Source organism: Cellulomonas gelida, assembly GCF_006538725.1.
Taxonomy (GTDB): Bacteria; Actinomycetota; Actinomycetes; order Actinomycetales; family Cellulomonadaceae; genus Cellulomonas; species Cellulomonas gelida.
Window position 1 is genome coordinate 1 of record NZ_BJLQ01000029.1, and the last position, 16,646, is coordinate 16,646.

Annotated in this window: 14 protein-coding genes; 8 read left to right on the top strand and 6 right to left on the bottom strand. The window is 73.8% G+C overall.

The window, feature by feature from the left end; translation table 11 throughout:
* Together CGE01nite_RS12330 and CGE01nite_RS12335 are read right to left on the bottom strand one after the other, a co-directional pair.
* Positions 1-1,622, bottom strand: a 1,622-nt coding sequence (locus CGE01nite_RS12330; protein WP_141371243.1) for a penicillin-binding transpeptidase domain-containing protein, incomplete at its 3' end; no start/stop codon positions are given.
* A 281-nt stretch (positions 1,623-1,903) separates the two neighbouring features.
* Entirely contained in the window at positions 1,904-2,116 is a 213-nt protein-coding gene (locus CGE01nite_RS12335; protein ID WP_048342460.1) for a BldC family transcriptional regulator, read from the bottom strand.
* A gap of 196 nt (positions 2,117-2,312) precedes the next feature.
* Here CGE01nite_RS12335 and CGE01nite_RS12340 point away from each other — a divergent pair, with 196 nt between their 5' ends.
* From CGE01nite_RS12340 to CGE01nite_RS12355, 4 genes are all read left to right on the top strand, one after another.
* Positions 2,313-2,894: an RNA polymerase sigma factor gene (locus CGE01nite_RS12340; protein WP_229747336.1), complete on the top strand. Its 582-nt coding sequence runs from the start codon at positions 2,313-2,315 to the stop codon at positions 2,892-2,894.
* Positions 2,891-3,967, top strand: a complete 1,077-nt coding sequence (locus CGE01nite_RS12345) for a hypothetical protein (protein ID WP_141371245.1) — start codon at positions 2,891-2,893, stop codon at positions 3,965-3,967. Before CGE01nite_RS12340 ends, CGE01nite_RS12345 begins: the two co-directional genes overlap by 4 nt.
* 93 nt (positions 3,968-4,060) lie before the next feature.
* Positions 4,061-4,501, top strand: a complete 441-nt coding sequence (locus tag CGE01nite_RS12350) for a YciI family protein (protein WP_141371246.1) — start codon at positions 4,061-4,063, stop codon at positions 4,499-4,501.
* A gap of 109 nt (positions 4,502-4,610) precedes the next feature.
* Positions 4,611-5,327 carry a DUF5701 family protein gene (locus tag CGE01nite_RS12355; protein WP_229747335.1) on the top strand — a complete coding sequence of 239 codons (717 nt, stop codon included), beginning with the start codon at positions 4,611-4,613 and terminating at the stop codon, positions 5,325-5,327.
* 63 nt (positions 5,328-5,390) lie between these two features.
* Here CGE01nite_RS12355 and CGE01nite_RS12360 read toward each other — a convergent pair whose 3' ends face one another.
* Together CGE01nite_RS12360 and CGE01nite_RS12365 are read right to left on the bottom strand one after the other, a co-directional pair.
* Positions 5,391-6,179, bottom strand: a complete 789-nt coding sequence (locus tag CGE01nite_RS12360) for a VOC family protein (protein ID WP_141371247.1) — start codon at positions 6,177-6,179, stop codon at positions 5,391-5,393.
* 94 nt (positions 6,180-6,273) lie between these two features.
* Complete coding sequence (locus CGE01nite_RS12365) at positions 6,274-7,197, bottom strand: NADP-dependent oxidoreductase (protein WP_048342432.1); 924 nt, start codon at positions 7,195-7,197, stop codon at positions 6,274-6,276.
* A gap of 51 nt (positions 7,198-7,248) precedes the next feature.
* On the opposite strand from CGE01nite_RS12365, the gene CGE01nite_RS12370 reads away from it, so the two are divergent.
* From CGE01nite_RS12370 to CGE01nite_RS12385, 4 genes are all read left to right on the top strand, one after another.
* Positions 7,249-7,974, top strand: coding sequence for a M50 family metallopeptidase (locus tag CGE01nite_RS12370; protein ID WP_048342431.1), 726 nt, complete (start codon positions 7,249-7,251; stop codon positions 7,972-7,974).
* A gap of 90 nt (positions 7,975-8,064) precedes the next feature.
* Positions 8,065-8,835: a YqgE/AlgH family protein gene (locus CGE01nite_RS12375; protein WP_141371248.1), complete on the top strand. Its 771-nt coding sequence runs from the start codon at positions 8,065-8,067 to the stop codon at positions 8,833-8,835.
* Between the two features lie 305 nt (positions 8,836-9,140).
* Complete coding sequence (locus tag CGE01nite_RS12380) at positions 9,141-11,963, top strand: cellulose-binding domain-containing protein (protein ID WP_141371249.1); 2,823 nt, start codon at positions 9,141-9,143, stop codon at positions 11,961-11,963.
* A 115-nt stretch (positions 11,964-12,078) separates the two neighbouring features.
* The gene (locus CGE01nite_RS12385) at positions 12,079-13,581 is read left to right on the top strand and encodes an HNH endonuclease signature motif containing protein (protein ID WP_141371250.1); all 1,503 of its coding nucleotides are present in this window, start codon (positions 12,079-12,081) and stop codon (positions 13,579-13,581) included.
* A 41-nt stretch (positions 13,582-13,622) separates the two neighbouring features.
* On the opposite strand, the gene CGE01nite_RS12390 is transcribed toward CGE01nite_RS12385, so the two are convergent.
* Together CGE01nite_RS12390 and CGE01nite_RS12395 are read right to left on the bottom strand one after the other, a co-directional pair.
* Positions 13,623-15,191: a YfcC family protein gene (locus CGE01nite_RS12390; RefSeq protein WP_141371251.1), complete on the bottom strand. Its 1,569-nt coding sequence runs from the start codon at positions 15,189-15,191 to the stop codon at positions 13,623-13,625.
* Positions 15,192-15,193: 2 nt separating this feature from the next.
* The gene (locus CGE01nite_RS12395) at positions 15,194-16,558 is read right to left on the bottom strand and encodes a M20/M25/M40 family metallo-hydrolase (RefSeq protein ID WP_082156271.1); all 1,365 of its coding nucleotides are present in this window, start codon (positions 16,556-16,558) and stop codon (positions 15,194-15,196) included.
* Positions 16,559-16,646: the final 88 nt, after the last annotated feature.

A 16,646-nucleotide genomic window follows, 5' to 3' on the forward strand; every position in this document is an offset into this window, starting at 1 on the left:
CCCGCCGCGACGGACGCGGCCACGGCCGCCATGCCGAGCGGTGAGGCGAGCACGCGGCCCTGCCCGATCATCGTCGCGGCGTGGTCGGTGCCGCCGGAGTCCGAGGGGACCGCACCGACGAACGACGAGAAGCCGAGCGACTGCGCCGGCAGCAGCCCGAGCGATCCCGCGGCGTCGACCAGCGCGTCCTGCGGTGCGGCGTCCCGCAGACCGATGAACGCGGTGTTGCACGAGTTCGCGAACGCGGTGCGCAGCGGGACGTCGCCGAGCGACGCCGCCGGGTAGTCGGGGAAGTTGTCGAAGCGTCGACCCTCGACCGTGATGCCGTCCGGGCAGGTCACCGTGCTGTCGGGCGTGAGGCCCGAGCGCAGGAGCGCGAGCGCGCTGACCACCTTGAAGGTCGAGCCGGGCGCGTACTGGCCGAGCGTGGCGGTCGACAGGCCCTCGCTGCCGGGACCGCTCGCGGCGGCGAGCACGTCCCCCGACGAGGGCCGGATCGCGACGATCGCCGACGCGGGCCCCACGCTCGCCAGGATGTTCTCGGCCGACTGCTGCACGAGCGGGTCGAGCGTGATGCGCAGCGGCTCGCCGGGCTTCGGCTCGACCGTGAAGAGCGCGCGCGCCTGACCCTCGGTGGCACTGCCCTCGATCCCACGGGCCTCGATGCGCAGGCCCGGGGTACCGCGCAGCTGCGCGTCGAACTGGCGCTGCAGCCCCGACAGGCCCGTGAGGTCGCCCGCCCGGATCGCGCCCTCGGACTTCTCGACCACCTCAGCCGTGGCCGGGCCGACCGTGCCGAGGATGGGCCGCGCGAACGTGCGCGTGGGTGCGAGCGGCAGCGAGTCCTTCACCGCGTTCACGCCCGGCAGCGCGCGCAACGCCTCGACGTCGTAGCTCCCGTCCTCGCGACGGACGACGATCGCCTCGACGAACGCCTTGGGCCCCGCCGACTCGACGCGCTTGGCGTACTCGTCGGGGTCCATGTCGAGCGCCGCGGCCAGGCCCCGCGCGGCCTCGCCCGCCTCGGCCGCGGGGACCAGGGTCTTGTCGATGCCGATCCGGAGCACGTCCCGCGCCTCGACCAGCACCTCGTCGGCCGCGCCCAGCACGTTCGCGCGTTCGGGGGTCTGACGGGTCAGGACGAGGTCCTCGGTGTCCGTGAGGCCGGGCGCGAGGATCGCCGGGGTCCAGCTGGTGCGCCAGACGTCCTCGTCGTCGCGCGTGAGGCGTGCGGTCGTCGTGTACGTCCACCGGCGGCTCGTGTCGGCGGCAGTCGTCGAGCCCGCCTCCCCGCCTGGGGACCACGTGAAGCCGAGGACCGCCTCGGCGAGCGCGTCGTCGTCCTCGTCCTGCTGCGCGCGCACGACGGTCACACGCAGGGCGTCGTCACCGAACGTCGCGAGCACGTCGTCGAACGCGTCGGTGCGCTGCTGCTCCGCCTGGGCCGCGGTCGTGCCCGCCGCGAACGCGACGCCGTCCAGCGCACCCGACTGCAGGCCGGCCGCGAGCGCCGTCGCCGCGTCCTGCGGTCCCGGCGGGGAGTCCGTGCAGGCGGTCACGCCCAACGTCGTGACCAGGGCGATCACAGCCGTCGTCGCGATCGTCCGTCTCCGCGCAGCCATCCGTCGGCCCCCTTCGTCGCGTGCCTGATCCAGCGTGACCCGCGTCTGCCGGGCGGCTCAGCCCTCACGGCGCGGTCGCGTCCCCGACGCGCTCGCGCCTGCGTACGGCGACGAGCCGGCACCCTGCCGAGCGGCTTCCAGCCTGCGAGACGGGTGTCCACAGCGGGACCTCGGCACTCTATCGGGCACCACTGTCAGCCGCGGAGCGCTTTGCCCTCGGACCCGGCAGAGCGGTGTCAGGACAGAGCGCTGTCCTCGGGCGCTCGCGGAAAGTGCGCTCGCTAGTCGCCCGGCGGGGCCGGCGTCGGAGGCTCGCTCAGCGCCGCCCGGATCTCGGACTCCCGGTACCGCCTGTGCCCGCCCAGCGTCCGGATCGACGAGAGCTTGCCCGCGCGCGCCCAGCGCGTCACGGTCTTCGGGTCCACCCGGAAGAGGGAGGCCACCTCCCCCGGCGTGAGCAGGCCCTCGGTGTGGTTGTCCTCGTCGTGCTGCATCTGCGACATCGGCGCCTCCCGCATCCGTTTCGCGCGGCAACTGATCACCCATGGTGCGCAGACCGTCCCGTTCGCGCCTTTCGCGGTGGGCAGTTCCCCCGAATGCAGTAGCCCGTGCTCCCGGTCGCGAGGCGCGCCGAGTCCGCCCGGGCGATCGGCGATGTGACATCCCGACGCTGCCGGACACTGCATGGATGTGAGCATCCTTCGAGCGGAACGCCTGGCGCCCGACATCGCCGCGGTGAGGTTCGCGTCCCTGTGGGACGAGCACGCCGCGCGCGTGCAGGCGTACGCGGCCCGGCACGTCGGCGTCGAGGGCGCGCAGGACGTCGTCGCCGAGGCGTTCCTGGTGGCGTGGCGCCGACTGGCCGACGTCCCGGACCCGGCCCTGCCGTGGCTGCTGGTCGTCGCCCGGAACACGATCGCGAACGCGCGGCGGTCGTCGTCGCGTCGCAGGGCGCTCGAGGCCGAGCTGACGCGCGTCGCCCACCTCGTGGACCGCGACGACGACCCGCACGTGCCCGTCGGTGAGCGCGAGAGCCTGCTGGCCGCCCTGGCCCAGCTCACGGGGCGGGAGCGCGAGGCACTGCTCCTCGTCGGCTGGGACGGGCTCGGGCCGGTCGACGCCGCGCGCGTCGCCGGGTGCAGTCCCGCGACGTTCCGGATGCGGCTGTCCCGCGCGCGTCGAAGGCTCACCGCGGCCGCCGACGGCCCCGCCCACGCACCCGATCCCGCCCCGTCGCCCGCGAGCGCCCTGAACCTGGGAGTCCAGCCATGACGCGAGACCCGTGGTCCGTCCTCGTCGACGTGGCACCCGCTGCCGTCGACCCGACCTCTCTCGACCGGGCCAGGGCTCGGGTCGAGGCCGACCGCCGCGAGGTCGTGAGCCTCGGTCGGGCGCGTCGCCGCACGCGTCGCGTCGTGCTCGTCGCCGGCCTGTCCGTGGCAGCGGCCGCGCTCGCGGTCGTCGTGCCGGTCCTCGGCCGCGGTGAGACCGAGACGCCGTCACCCGTCGCGCGCATCCTCGGCGTCATCCCGGCCGCGGCCGTCGGTGAGAACTGCTCCAACCAGCAGGACCCGGTACCCGGCCCGGCGGACCCCGACCGGCCCGTCGCGCGCGACCAGTGGGCGAGGATCCCCGCCGTGCGTGGGCTGCTGCACCTCGTCGGGGACCGGGTGCCCGAGCACTCCGCGGTGAGCTCGGGCCCGGGCGTCTGCGACGCGATCCCGGTCGCGGTCCTGCACGACGAGCCCGGCCGACGCGGCATCGTCGTCTACCGCGACGTGACCGAGCCGTTCCGGGGCGTCGGGCCGACCCTCGACGACGCGACGGTCCGCGGGTTCGCCGCGCACGTGCTGAGCCCGCCCGCCGGGCACCACTACGTGGCCTGGACCGACGACGACGGGATCCGCTGGTTCGTCGAGGCGAACGGCATGACCGTGCCGGAGCTCGTCGCGACGCTCGACTCCGCGCTCGACGACACGGGCCTGGCCGCCGTCCCGGACGACTACGTGGCCGTCCCGGTCCCGCCGCACGACCCGACGGGGACGGTGTACCGGTGGACGGTGCAGTACGACGAGGGTGGCTACGTGTACCTGGAGGTCACGAGCCCCGCCCGCACGCCCGTCGACGCCCGCGCGTCCTGGCCGGGCGAGCAGGAGTACACGACCGTCGCCGGCGTGCGCGCGCTGTACCTGCCGCAGGAGCAGGGGGGTGCGGGCCTGCGGTGGTCGACTGCGGACGCGAGTTACCGGCTCGTCGTGGCGGGGGCGGACCTCGCGCAGCTCCGGGAGATCGCCGAGCACCTCGAGCCCGTCTCCCCGGACGACCCCCGCCTGCCCGCTCGGTAGCGCGCGCAGCGGCGACGCGCCGCAGCTGTCGAACATGCGGCCCCTCGCGCGTCACGCTGAGGACAGCACCAGCACCAGCCGAGGGAGACACCCATGCCGCGCTACCTGCTCATCGTCGACTTCCAGCCCGGGACCGACCCGACGCCCATGGAGGAGTGGACGCCCGACGAGGTCGACGCGCACATGGCCTACTACCGGCGCCTCAACGACGACCTCGCCGCGACGGGCGAGCTCGTCGGCGGGGAGATCCTGTCCGGGCCGGACGTCTCCTACGTGGTGCGCTCGTCGGGCCGCGACGCGACGAGCGTCACCGAAGGTCCGTTCGCGGAGTTCAGCGAGTGGGTCGCGGGGTTCCAGGTGGTCGAGACGGCGACGGTCGAGCGCGCGCTCGAGATCGCCGCGCTCGTCTCGGCGGTGCCCGGGCGCGGTGGCCGCCCGCTGGCGCAGCCGATCCAGGTCCGCGAGGTCGTCGGCACGCCCCCGCGGGACGCCGTCGAGATGGCCGGGTGGCTCGACGACGTGCAGGGCGTCTGAGCAGGCGTCCGGCCGCCCGCTTCACCCGGCGCCGGGGCACGAACCGGACGCGCGGCGCGTTGAACCTTCTTGCGCCGCGTTCCCGACGAGCCTGCGGAGGTCCACCGCCATGACCGTGCCCACGACGATCCCCATCGACGCGACGAGCCGCTGGTCGTCGCCGACCGCGGAGTCCTCCGTACCGCCCCTGCCGTCCCTCGTCGACCAGGCCGAGCGCCTCGTCGCGCTCGGCGTCGCGGAGCTCGCGGGCCTCGCCGCCGACGACCTGCGTGGCCTGGCCCGCACGGCCGACCCGGCACCCGGCAGCCTGCTCGTCGTCCCGCCCGAGCTCGCGCCGGTCGCGGCGCTCGCCCCGCTGCTGCGGCGCGGCGAGCGAGCGGGTTTCGTCGTCGAGGACATGACCGACGTCGCGCAGTTCGAGCCGCTCGCGGGGCTCGACGTCCCGGCACCTCCCCTCGCGCGGGCCTACGTGGTGTCCGGTCTCGACCGCGGCGACGACCTCGCGAACTGGTCGCCCGACGAGGCGCTGCCCGCCCTCACGGCGCGCGGCCGCACGCCGCTCACGCTCGCCGAGGGCGTCCACTGGGTGCTCCAGGCGCCCGACGTGCTCGAGCGCAACCACTGCTTCATGACGATCGGCTCGCGCCTCACCAAGGCGAACGGCCGGCTGGACGCGCGCACGCCCGCGCTGTGGATCTCGAACGGCACCGGGCGCGACGGACGGGACCGGCGCGACGCCCCCAAGGTCGGGTGGTGCTGGGCGGGCAACCGCCACACCTGGCTCGGCTTCGCCTCGGCGACCGCGCGCACGCCGTTGGTCGGCTGAGCCGGCTCGTCGGTCGGCCCGAGGTCCGACGAGCGAGCGCGATGCGGTCGGGCGGGTGCCCGGTCAGTCGGGGAGGCGGCCCGTCGTCGGGTCGCGGTCGGTCAGGCAGTACGGGTGGCCGGACGGGTCCGCGAGCGTCGTCCAGCGGGGTCCGTCCGCGAGCACGCGCGCGCCCGCGGCGACGTGCACGCGTGCGAGCGCGGCACGGCGCGTCGTCGCGAGGTCGAGGTGCGCGGTGACCTCGCGGCGCGGGTCGTCGTCGCCCAGGCGCTGCACCATGAGGCGCAGCGGCATGCCGTCGGGGCGGTCGAGCACGACGAACTCGTCGCGGCTGCCGGTGTGCGCGGGCCACCGCGTGAGGGCGGACCAGAACTCGACCTCCGCCGCGAAGCTCGCGCGCGGGACGTCGAGGCAGAGCTGGTCGACGAGCGCCGTCGCGACCGCGCGGGGCTCGTCGGACCGGGCCGGGGTCTGCACCCGCACCGCCCCCGGCCGGCGCGCGTGCCCCGCGTCCCTGACCAGGCAGAAGACGTAGCCGCCGGGCGAGGACAGCACCACGTGCGTGCGCGCGTCGTGCTCGAGGCCCGCCCCCAGCGCCAGCGCGCGCACGAGCTCGGCGCGCACCGCCTCGTCGTCGCCCACGTGCAGGTCCAGGTGCACGCGCGGCCCGTCGGCGAACCGCTGCACGCGCAGGAAGTCGTCACCGTCCGGGGCGACGAGCGTCGCGAACTCGTCGTCGTCACCCCGCCACGGCGACAGGCTCGTGCCCGTCACGCCCAGCCAGAACGCGAGCGTCGCGTCCAGGTCGGCGGGCGGCAGGTCGAGCATCGCGGTCGTCCAGCGGATCGCCATGGACGGTCACGCTAGCCGCCCCCGAGCGCGACGGCCGAGCACGTCCTGCGCCAGCCCCGCCGACCACCCCGCGCGGCCACCCGCACCCGGCGCGTCAGACCCGGACGACGACCTTGCCGCGCACGTGCAGCGACTGGCTCGCCTCGTGCGCCGCGGCGGCGTCGGCGAGGTCGAACACCTCCGCCACGTCGACGCGCACCTGGCCGGCGTCGATCAGGGCCGCGAGCGCCTCGAGGTCCGGCGTGCTCGGCCGCACCCACACGTAGTGCCCGCCGAGCTCGTCGCGCGCCTTCGCGTCGACGATCGACGCGACGCTCCCCCCGGGCCGCAGCAGCGCCCTCGTGGTCCCGACGAGGTCGTCGGTGCCGTAGTCCAGGACCACGTCGACCCCGTCCGGCGCGAGCGCACGCACGTCGTCGACCAGCCCGGCGCCGTACGCGACCGGCTGCGCACCGAGCGCGCTCAGGTGCTCGTGGTTCCGCGCAGACGCCGTGCCGATCACCCGGGCACCGCGCGCCGCGGCGATCTGCACCGCGAACTGACCGACGCCGCCGGCTGCCGCGTGCACGAGCACGGTCTGGCCCTCGCGCACACCGGCGCGCTCGATCGTCTGGAACGCCGTGAGCCCCGCGAGCGGGACCGCGGCGGCCTCCTCGAACGACAGCGTCGCGGGCTTGCGCGCGAGCGTGCGCACCGGAGCCGCGACGTACTGCGCGAACGTCCCCCCGTGCATCCAGTCCTTGCGGACGTAGCCGTAGACCTCGTCGCCGACGCTCAGCTCCGGGGTGTCGAGCCCCACGCGCTCGACGACCCCCGCGACATCCCATCCCGGGACCACGGGGAAGGTCGTGTCCATGAGCCCGTCGAGGTAGCCCTCGCGGACCTTCCAGTCGACGGGGTTGACCGACGCGGCCCGGACCGCGACGAGCACCGAGTCGGGACCGACCTTCGGGACGGGGAGGTCCACGAGCTCCAGGACGTCGCTGTGGCCGTACTTGCTGTAGGCGATGGCACGCATGTGGGGAGCAACCGGGCCGTGGCTGCCGATGTTCCCCGTACGCTCACGCCCGTGGACTGGCTGCGCGAGACCTGGGCGGACGTGACGACGGCGAGCCCGGTGCCGCAGACGTGGGTGGTGGTCGCCACGGCCGTCGCGGTGCTCGTCGCGCTGACCGTGCCTGTGGCGTGGCGGGTCGCGCGGCACGCGCTGACGATCGTGCACGAGGCCGGGCACGCGGGCGTCGCGCTGCTCGTCGGGCGCCAGGTGTCCGGGATCAGGGTGCACTCCGACACGTCCGGCCTGACGCTCTCGCGCGGCAAGCCCCGCGGGCCCGGCATGATCGCGACCGCGTTCGCGGGGTACCCCGCGCCGACGGTCGTGGGCGTCGGCGCCGCGTGGCTGCTGTCGCGCGGGTACCACCTGGCGCTGCTGTGGGCGTTGCTCGTGCTCGTCGTCCTCGTGCTCGTCGCGATCCGCAACTGGTACGGGCTGTGGGCCGTTCTCGTGAGTCTCGCCGCGCTCGTCGTCGTGACGGGGTGGGGCTCGCCCGACGTGCAGGCCGTGTTCGCGTACGTCGTCACCTGGTTCTTCCTGCTGGGCGCCCCGCGCGCGGTGCTCGAGATGCAGTCGGCACGACGAGACTCGCGGCGACGCGGCGGCCGCGACACCTCCGACGCGGGCCTGCTCGGCGGCCTGACGCACACCCCGGGCGCGCTGTGGGTGCTGGTGCTCGGGCTGGTCACCCTCGCGGGGCTCACGCTCGGCGCGGTGTGGCTGATCGGGCTGCAGGTCTAGGCCTGCCGCTGTCGGGACGTGCCGGAACGCCCGGCGCCGGCGCGCCCTTTGTCGGGTGGCGACGGCCGTCCGACCGCTGATGATGGAGGCATGACCCTCAGCGGACGGTTGCTCGTGGCCTCGCCGCACCTCGTCGACCCCAACTTCCACCGCACGGTCGTCCTGCTGCTCGACCACAACGACGAGGGCGCGTTCGGCGTGGTGCTCAACCGCCCGCTGCCCGTCGAGGTGGACGCCGTGCTCCCCGGGTGGCAGGACGTGGTCAGTCACCCTGACGGCCTGTTCCAGGGCGGACCCGTGGGTCTGGACGGCGCGCTCGGCATCGCGGTCCCCGCCGCCGACCCTGCCCGCCGACCCCCGCCCTCGGCGACCGCCCCCGCACCCACCCCGCCCGCGAGCGAGGTCCCCCCGACCGCGTCACCCACCGCGCCCGCAGAGGACCTCTCGTCCGACGCGTGGCCGGGAGACCCCTCGTCGGACCCGTTGCCGGGAGATCCCTCGTCCAGCCCGCTCGCCGGCGCCCTCCTGCCCGGCGGCGCGCGCGGCGACGGCACCGCGCAGCCGCCGGACGACCACCTCGTCGACCGGTTCACGGGGCTGTTCGGGCTCGTGGACCTGGACGCGGACCCGTCGACGGTCGTCGGGCGGTTCACGGGCCTGCGGATCTTCGCGGGGCACTCGGGCTGGGGCGGCGGGCAGCTCGAGGAGGAGATCGGCGAGGGTGCGTGGTTCGTCGTGCCGTCGGAGCCCGCCGACGTCTTCACCGCGGACCCCGAGACCCTGTGGAGCCGCGTGCTGCACCGCCAGGGCGGCGACCTCGCGATGCTCGCCCACTACCCCCCAGACCTCCGCCTCAACTGACCCCTCCCCCCCCCGACCCAGTGATCGCTCCGGCCAACCCGCGCCCCAGCCGGAGCAACCCCTGGGTCACCACCCACCACCGCAACGACCCAGCGCCCACTCCGGCCAACCCGTGCGCAGGCCTGAGCAGGCGCAGGGTCGGGTGGGGGACCTGGGTGGGGTGGGGCGGGTGGCGTAATCGTTTTGCGGGGTGTGGCCGGTCGAAGCGCTTCGATTAACGTCGCCGCTGCCGCGCCGCCTGACGGGTCGACGGCGTCCTGCCGGGGGCCTCTCGGCAGGTCAGCACGCCACGAAGGAGTGAGCGGATGCGCGCCCTGTCCCTGCCCGCGGCATCGATCACCAGGCGCGCGGCGGCGTGCGTCCTCGCGACTGCGCTCGTCGGGACGGGTGTCGCGGTGGTCGCCGCGACCGCCGGTCCCGCGGGCGCCGCGGACGCGCCCGACGCGGCCGGCTACACCTGGAGCAACGTCGAGATCGTCGGCGGCGGGTTCGTCCCCGGGATCGTCTTCAACCAGGGCGAGAAGGACCTCGTCTACGCCCGGACCGACATCGGCGGCGCATACCGCCTCGACAAGACGACGAAGCGCTGGATCCCCCTGCTCGACCACATCGGCTGGGACGACTGGTCCCGCACCGGCGTGCTGTCGCTGGCCACCGACGCGCGCAACCCGGACCGCGTCTACGCGGCGGTCGGCACCTACACGAACGACTGGGACCCCAAGAACGGCGCGATCCTGCGATCGAGCGATCGCGGCGAGACGTGGCAGCAGACCGAGCTGCCGTTCAAGGTCGGCGGCAACATGCCGGGCCGTGGCATGGGCGAGCGCCTGCAGATCGACCCGAACGACAGCCGCGTCCTGTACTTCGGCACCGAGAGCGGCAACGGCCTGTGGCGCTCGACCGACTCGGGTGTCACGTGGGCCAAGGTCACGAGCTTCCCGAACGCCGGCAACTACGTGCAGGACCCGACGTCGAGCAACTCCTACCTGACGTCGAACCAGGGTGTGGTGTGGGTGACGTTCGACCCGACGAGCGGCTCGGCCGGAAGCCGGAGCCAGACGATCTACGTCGGCGTCGCGGACAAGCAGAACGGCGTCTACCGCTCGACGGACGGCGGGACGACGTGGTCGCGCGTCGCCGGTCAGCCGACCGGCTACCTCCCGCACAAGGGCGTGTTCGACAAGGTCGGCAAGCAGCTGTACATCGCGACGAGCGACACCGGCGGCCCGTACGACGGCGCCAAGGGCGACGTGTGGCGCCTCGACACGACGAGCGGCGCGTGGACGCAGATCTCACCTGTACCGTCGTCGAACTCCGACTTGTACTACGGCTACTCGGGCCTCACGATCGACCGCCAGGACCCCGACACGATCATGGTCGCGACGCAGGTCTCCTGGTGGCCGGACGTCATCATCTTCCGGTCCACCGACCGCGGCGCGACGTGGACGCGGATCTGGGACTGGGCGGGCTACCCGGACCGTTCGCTGCGCTACTCGCAGGACATCTCCGCCGCGCCGTGGCTGGGCTTCGGCGCGACGAACCCGCAGCCCCCGGAGCCGGCCGTCAAGCTCGGCTGGATGACCGAGTCGCTGGAGATCGACCCGTTCGACTCGAACCGCATGCTCTACGGCACGGGCGCCACCATCTACGGCACCGACAACCTCACCGCGTGGGACACCGGCGGCACGGTGCGGATCAGCGTCAAGGCGCAGGGCATCGAGGAGACCTCGGTCCTCGACCTCGCGGCCCCGCCCGGCGCGGTCGAGCTCGTGTCCGGGCTCGGTGACCTCGGCGGCTTCGTGCACACGGACATCACCAAGGTGCCCGCCAAGCAGTTCACGCAGCCGTTCCACGGCAGCGGGTCGTCGGTGGACTTCGCGGAGAAGAACCCGGCGACGATGGTGCGGGTCGGCTACGCGGTCTCGGGCACCGTGGAGTCGCACATCGGCGTCTCGACCTCGTCGGGCTCGTCGTGGTGGGCCGGGCAGGAGCCCGCGGGCGTCACGAGCTCCGGGACGGTCGCGATGTCCGCGGACGGCACGACGATCGTGTGGTCGCCCGAGGGCGCAGGCGTGCACAGGTCGACGACGCTCGGGTCGAGCTGGACCGCCGCGACCGGCGTGCCGGCGCAGGCGCGGGTCGAGTCCGACCGCGAGGACGCCAAGGCGTTCTACGCGTTCTCGGCGGGCAGGTTCTACGCCTCGCGCGACTCGGGCGCGACGTTCACGCAGTCCGCCGCGACCGGGTTCGCGACCACCGGCAACGTGCGGTTCGGCGCGGTCCCGGGCAAGGCCGGGCACGTGTGGCTCGCTGCCGAGAACGGTCTGTGGCGCTCGTCGGACTACGGCACGACCTTCGCCAAGGTCGCGGGCTTCACCGACGGCGGCGCGGTCGGGTTCGGCAAGGCGGCGCCGGGGGCTTCGTACCCGGCGATCTACACGACCTCCCAGTACGACGGCGTGCGCGGCTTCTTCCGGTCGATCGACGACGGGTCGACGTGGACGCGGATCAACGACGACGAGCACCAGTACGCGTGGACCGGGTCCGCGATCACGGGTGACCCGGACGTGTTCGGGCGGGTGTACATCGGCACGAACGGGCGCGGCATCGTCGTCGGGAGCACGGGCGTCTCGCCCACCGCCCCGCCGACACCGACGCCCACCCCGACACCGACTGTGACGCCGACGCCGACGCCGACGCCCACGCCCACGCCCACGCCCACGCCCACGCCCACGCCCACGGTGACGCCTACGCCGACACCGACGCCCACGCCGACACCGACCGCGTCGCCGACGGCACCGCCCGCCGGCGGGTGCGCCGTGACCTACACGACGAACGACTGGCAGACCGGGTTCACGGCGTCCGTCAAGCTCACGAACACCCGGGCGAGCGCGCTGAGCTCCTGGACCCTGGCGTTCTCGTTCCCCGGCAACCAGCAGGTGACCAGCGGCTGGTCGGGCGAGTACACGCAGAGCGGCCAGGCGGTCACCGTCACCAACGCCCCGTGGAACGGCGCGATCCAGGCGGGCGGCTCGGTGGACATCGGGTTCAACGGTGCGTTCACCGGCGCGAACCCCCGGCCCACCAGCTTCACGCTCAACGGAGTCACCTGCGCGGTCCGCTCCTGACGCGCGCGCCGGCCACCGGACGTCGAACCTGACGCGTCCGGTGGCCGGCTCGCTGGGGTCAGGCGCCTGTGGATGACGGATCGGGCATGTCGGGGCATGTCGGTACGATTCGAACATGCATTCGAACGTCGCGATCGCTCCGAGCACGGGCGTCGCCGCCGCCGACGAGGCCGCCCGCCTCGGCGCGGTGGCGCGTGCGCTGGCGGAGCTCTCGCGTGGGGCCACGTCGTGGGAGCGCCCGGACAGGCACGCCGTGCTCGCCCGGATCGACGAGGCTGTCGCGGCGCTCACCGCGGCCAAGGCGCACCTGCTGCATGCCGAGCAAGCTGCGGGGACGTGGCAGGGGCACGGCGACCGCGATCTCGCGGCGTGGCGCGGCCGGAGCACGAGGGCCGGGGCAGGAGCCGCGGGGGCTGAGCTGCGCGGGGCGCTCGTCCTGACGTCCATGCCGGCGCTCGAGGACGCGCTGCTGGCCCGGGAGCTGTCGACGACGCACGTCGAGGTGCTGTCCCGCGTGGCCGCCCGCGCGACACCCGCCGTCGCGGCGGCGCTCGCCGAGCCCGCGACCCAGCGCGAGCTCGTCGCTCTGGGTCGTCAGCTCGACGGACGGGAGTACGCCAAGGCGGTCGACCGGTTCGTCGCGCAGACCGACCCGGTGTCGGTCGAACGCGAGCACGCCGCGCAGCGCGAGCGACGGCACCTGTACGTCACCGACCTGCCTTCGGGCACGCGCGTGCAGGGCATGCTCGATGCGCGTGCCGGACACCGGCTGCGGCTCGCGCTCGAGGCCGCGGCGGGTCGCCCGGCTCAGGACGACGAGCGGTCGACGGAGCAGAGGCGCGCGGATGCTCTGGTCGCGCTCGCCGAGCACGCGCTCACCGCGCCGGAGATCGTGGCGGGGGCCGCCTCGCGTCCGCACGTGTCGGTGGTCCTCCGCGAGCAGACCTTCCGCGCGCTCACCCGCGCCCTGCGCGAGGGCGCCACGCCTCGGCCCGCTCGGGACGAGCGGCGTGCGACGACGCCCGCCGACGAGCTCGCGCAGGCCTCGCGCGACGACGCCACTCCTGCGCCCGCCCCGGTCGACCGGCGCACGACCACGCCCGCGGAGGAGCTCGCTGCGGCGCTCGTAGGCGTGCCGGCCGCGACGGACGAGGACGGCACGACCCTCCCGGTGAGCGAGGTCGCCCGCATCCTGTGCGACTGCGCGTTGACGCGCGTGGTGGTCGATGCCGAGAGCCGACCCGTCGACGTCGGCAGGACGCAGCGGCTGTACTCCGGCCACCTGCGGCGAGCAGTCGTCGCGCGCGACGGCGGGTGCGGCTGGTCGGGCTGCGGCAGTCCTGCCCGGTGGTGCGAGATCCACCACATCCGCTGGTGGGACCGCGACCGCGGCGTGACGTCGGTCGAGAACGGGATCACGCTGTGCTCGTACCACCACCACGTGGTGCACGAGCGCGACCTCTCGATCGTCCGCCACCCGCCCGCGCCTCCACCTCCTCAGTCCTCGCGGGGCAGCGCTCGCGCTCCGTCGGTCACGGGCTCGGTCGCCACCGTGACGTACACCTTCCGGACGCGAGGAGGTGAGGTCGTGCGCTCGGGGAGAATCCCCGGCGGCTGAACCCCCGGACGAGCGCGACGATGACCCACCCGGGAGGCGCGTCAGCCCGTGGCTGCGGCGATGCCGATGACCGCGACGACCAGCACGAGGTTGACCACCAGGAGCGGCCAGACGAACTTGAGGTACTTGTCGTAGCCGACCTTGGCGATCGCCAGACCGCCGACGACGACGGCGTTCGTGGGCGCGAACAGCAGCATCCACCCGTGGCCCATCTGGAAGGCGGTGATGACGAGGGCGCGCGAGACGCCGGCGAAGTCGCCGAGCGGGGCGAGCAGCGGCATCGCCAGGGTCGCGTGACCCGACGAGGACGGGATCAGGAACGCGAGCGGGATGTTGACGAGCGTCACGAGGATCGCGAACCCCGCGGCGGACGCGCCCTCGACGGCGCGTTCCATCGCGTGCAGCACGGTGTCGAGCGTCTCGGTGTTCGTCATGATCACCGAGACGCCGCGCGCCAGGAGGATGACGATCGCCGGGCCGATCATGTCGGCTGCGCCGCGGCCGATGAGCGAGACGATCTTGGCCTCGCCCATCCGTGCGACGACGCCGACGAGCACGGCGGCCAGGACGAACAGCATGGTGAGCTGCGGGAACCACCAACCGAGCTCGAACCAGTACGGCTCGGTGGTCGTCTGGTGGACGAGCTCGTCCTCGGCGGGGCCCGCGGTGGCACCGAAGATGCTCGACCAGGGGATGACGGAGAAGATCATCAGCGCGAACGTCAGACCGGTGATGACGAGCACCCAGGTCTGCGTGCGGTCGAGCTTGGTGCCGGGCGCGACGGGCGAGGCGTCGGCCTCCTCGTCGGACACCACCTCGGCGAACCCGACGATCGACGCGGACGGGTCCCGGCGCACCTTCGCCGCGTAGCGCAGCACGAACGCCACGGCGATCGCGGTGAGCAGCACCCACAGGACGACGCGCAGCACGATCCCGTCGCCGATCGACACACCGGCCTCGCCGGACGCGACACCGATCGAGAACGGGTTGACGGTCGAGGCCATCGACCCGGTGAGCGCGCCGAGGATGATCGCGGCGGCGGCGACCATGCGGTCGTAGCCGAGCGCGAGGAACAAGGGGATGAGCAGCGGGTAGAAGCCGAACGTCTCGACCGAGAAGCCCATCGTCGAGCCGAGCAGCGAGAACAGCACCATGATCGCGGCGATCAGCAGCCACCCGCGCGAGCCGAGGCGCTGCGCCATCGAGGAGACGGCGACCTCGAGGCTGCGGGTCGAGAAGCTCACGGAGATGAACGCGCCGAGCGCCATGATGAACATGACGACACCGATCGAGCCGAACATCCGGCCGACGTTCTCGGTGTTGACGAAACCGGTGGTCCCGTCCTGGATGCCGTACAGGCCGTTGACGGGCGACAGGATGAGCTCGCGGATGCGGTCCCAGCCTTCGAGCGGCGAGGGGACCTCCTCGAACGAGCCGGGGATCGGCGCTCCGGTCTCGTCGGTCTGGTACTGGCCGGACGGGATGAAGATCGCCGCGACCCACACCAGGACGGTGACGATCGCGAGCGTGGTGATCGCCGTGGGGAACTTGAGCCTGCGCTTCTTCTTCGGGGCGACCCCGGACGGCTTCTCGGCGGTCGTCGCGCTCATGCTCAGCTCTCCTTCGTCGCCGCGAGCTCGCGCCAGAACGTCGCCATCGCGACGATCGTGCGCTGCAGCTCGTCGATGAGCAGCCGTTCGTTGGGGCCGTGCATGTTGCAGTACCCGTCGCTCGCGCCGAACAGGATCTTCTCGGCGGCGGGCTGGGCCTCGTGGAAGGACATGACGATCGGGATCGAGCCGCCGAGCGCCATGGTCCCGGGCTCGGCACCCCACGCGAGGCGCAGCGCCTGCTCCGCTGCGCGGAACGCGGGGCCGCCGGTCTCCGCGAGGATCCCGTTGCCGGCCTCACCCACCTGCACGTCGAGCTCGATGCCGAACGGCTTGATCCCGCGCAGGAAGGTCGCGAGCGCCTCCCCGGCCTCCTTGGCCGGCTGGGCGGGGTGCACGCGCAGGTTGAGCACGGCCTTGGCCGACGACGCGACCGCGTTGAGCGGCGACGTGGTGGGCGGGGCGTCGAAGCCGATGATCGTCACGGCCGGCCCGGACCAGATGCGCGAGCCCAGGTCGCCGGTGCCGACGAGCGGGACGCCGTCGAGGACCTCGCCGAGCTCGCGGAACTCGTCGTCGGTGTACGTCGAACCGGTCCACGGCTCGCGGCGCAGCCCGGGGACGACCAGGTCGCCGCGGTCGTCGTGCAGCGCCGCGAGCGCCCGGACGAGCGCCGTGCGCGCGTCGGGTGCCGCGCCGCCGAACTGGCCGGAGTGCTTGTCCGAGCCGAGGGTCCGCGCCTCGACGGTGACGGTCACCGACCCGCGCAGGCCGATGGTGAGCGTGGGCTGGCCGGGCCGGACGTTGCCGACGTCGGCGATGACGATCGCGTCCGCGGCGTACGTCTCGGGCGAGGCCGGCGGGTGCTCCTCGAAGACGCTGCCGAACTCCTCGTGACCCTCGAGCACGAATCGCAGGTTCACCGGCGGCTGCGCGCCGTACACCTCGAGCGCGCCGATCATCGCGGCGATGTTCGCCTTGGAGTCCGCGACGCCGCGACCGACGACACGGTCCTCGGTGACCACCGGCTCGTAGGGCGGGCTGGTCCACAGCGCGTCGTCGCCCGCGGGGACCACGTCGTAGTGCGTGTACATCAGCACGGTCGGGGCTCCCGGTGGGCCGGCGACGTCGGCCACGATCGTCGGTGCCGTCATGCCGTCGAGCATGATCTGGTCGATCTGCGTGACTCCCGCCCGCCGCAGGAGCGCGACGACCTCGTCGTGCGCCTCCAGCAGCGGCCCCGGCGGCGAGCCGGGCGCGGCGACGGACTCGATGCGCGACAGGCGCACCACGTCGTCCACCGCACGCGGAAGCAGGTGCGCGGCCGCAGCCGCGATGGCGTCGTCACCCAGCGGCTGGCTGCTCATAGTCGGAAGGTAGCGGCCTGGCGCATGTCACACCATGTCGGACAGAGGCGTGTTCGCCCGCATTGTCCGACCTGACCGCCCGCGACGC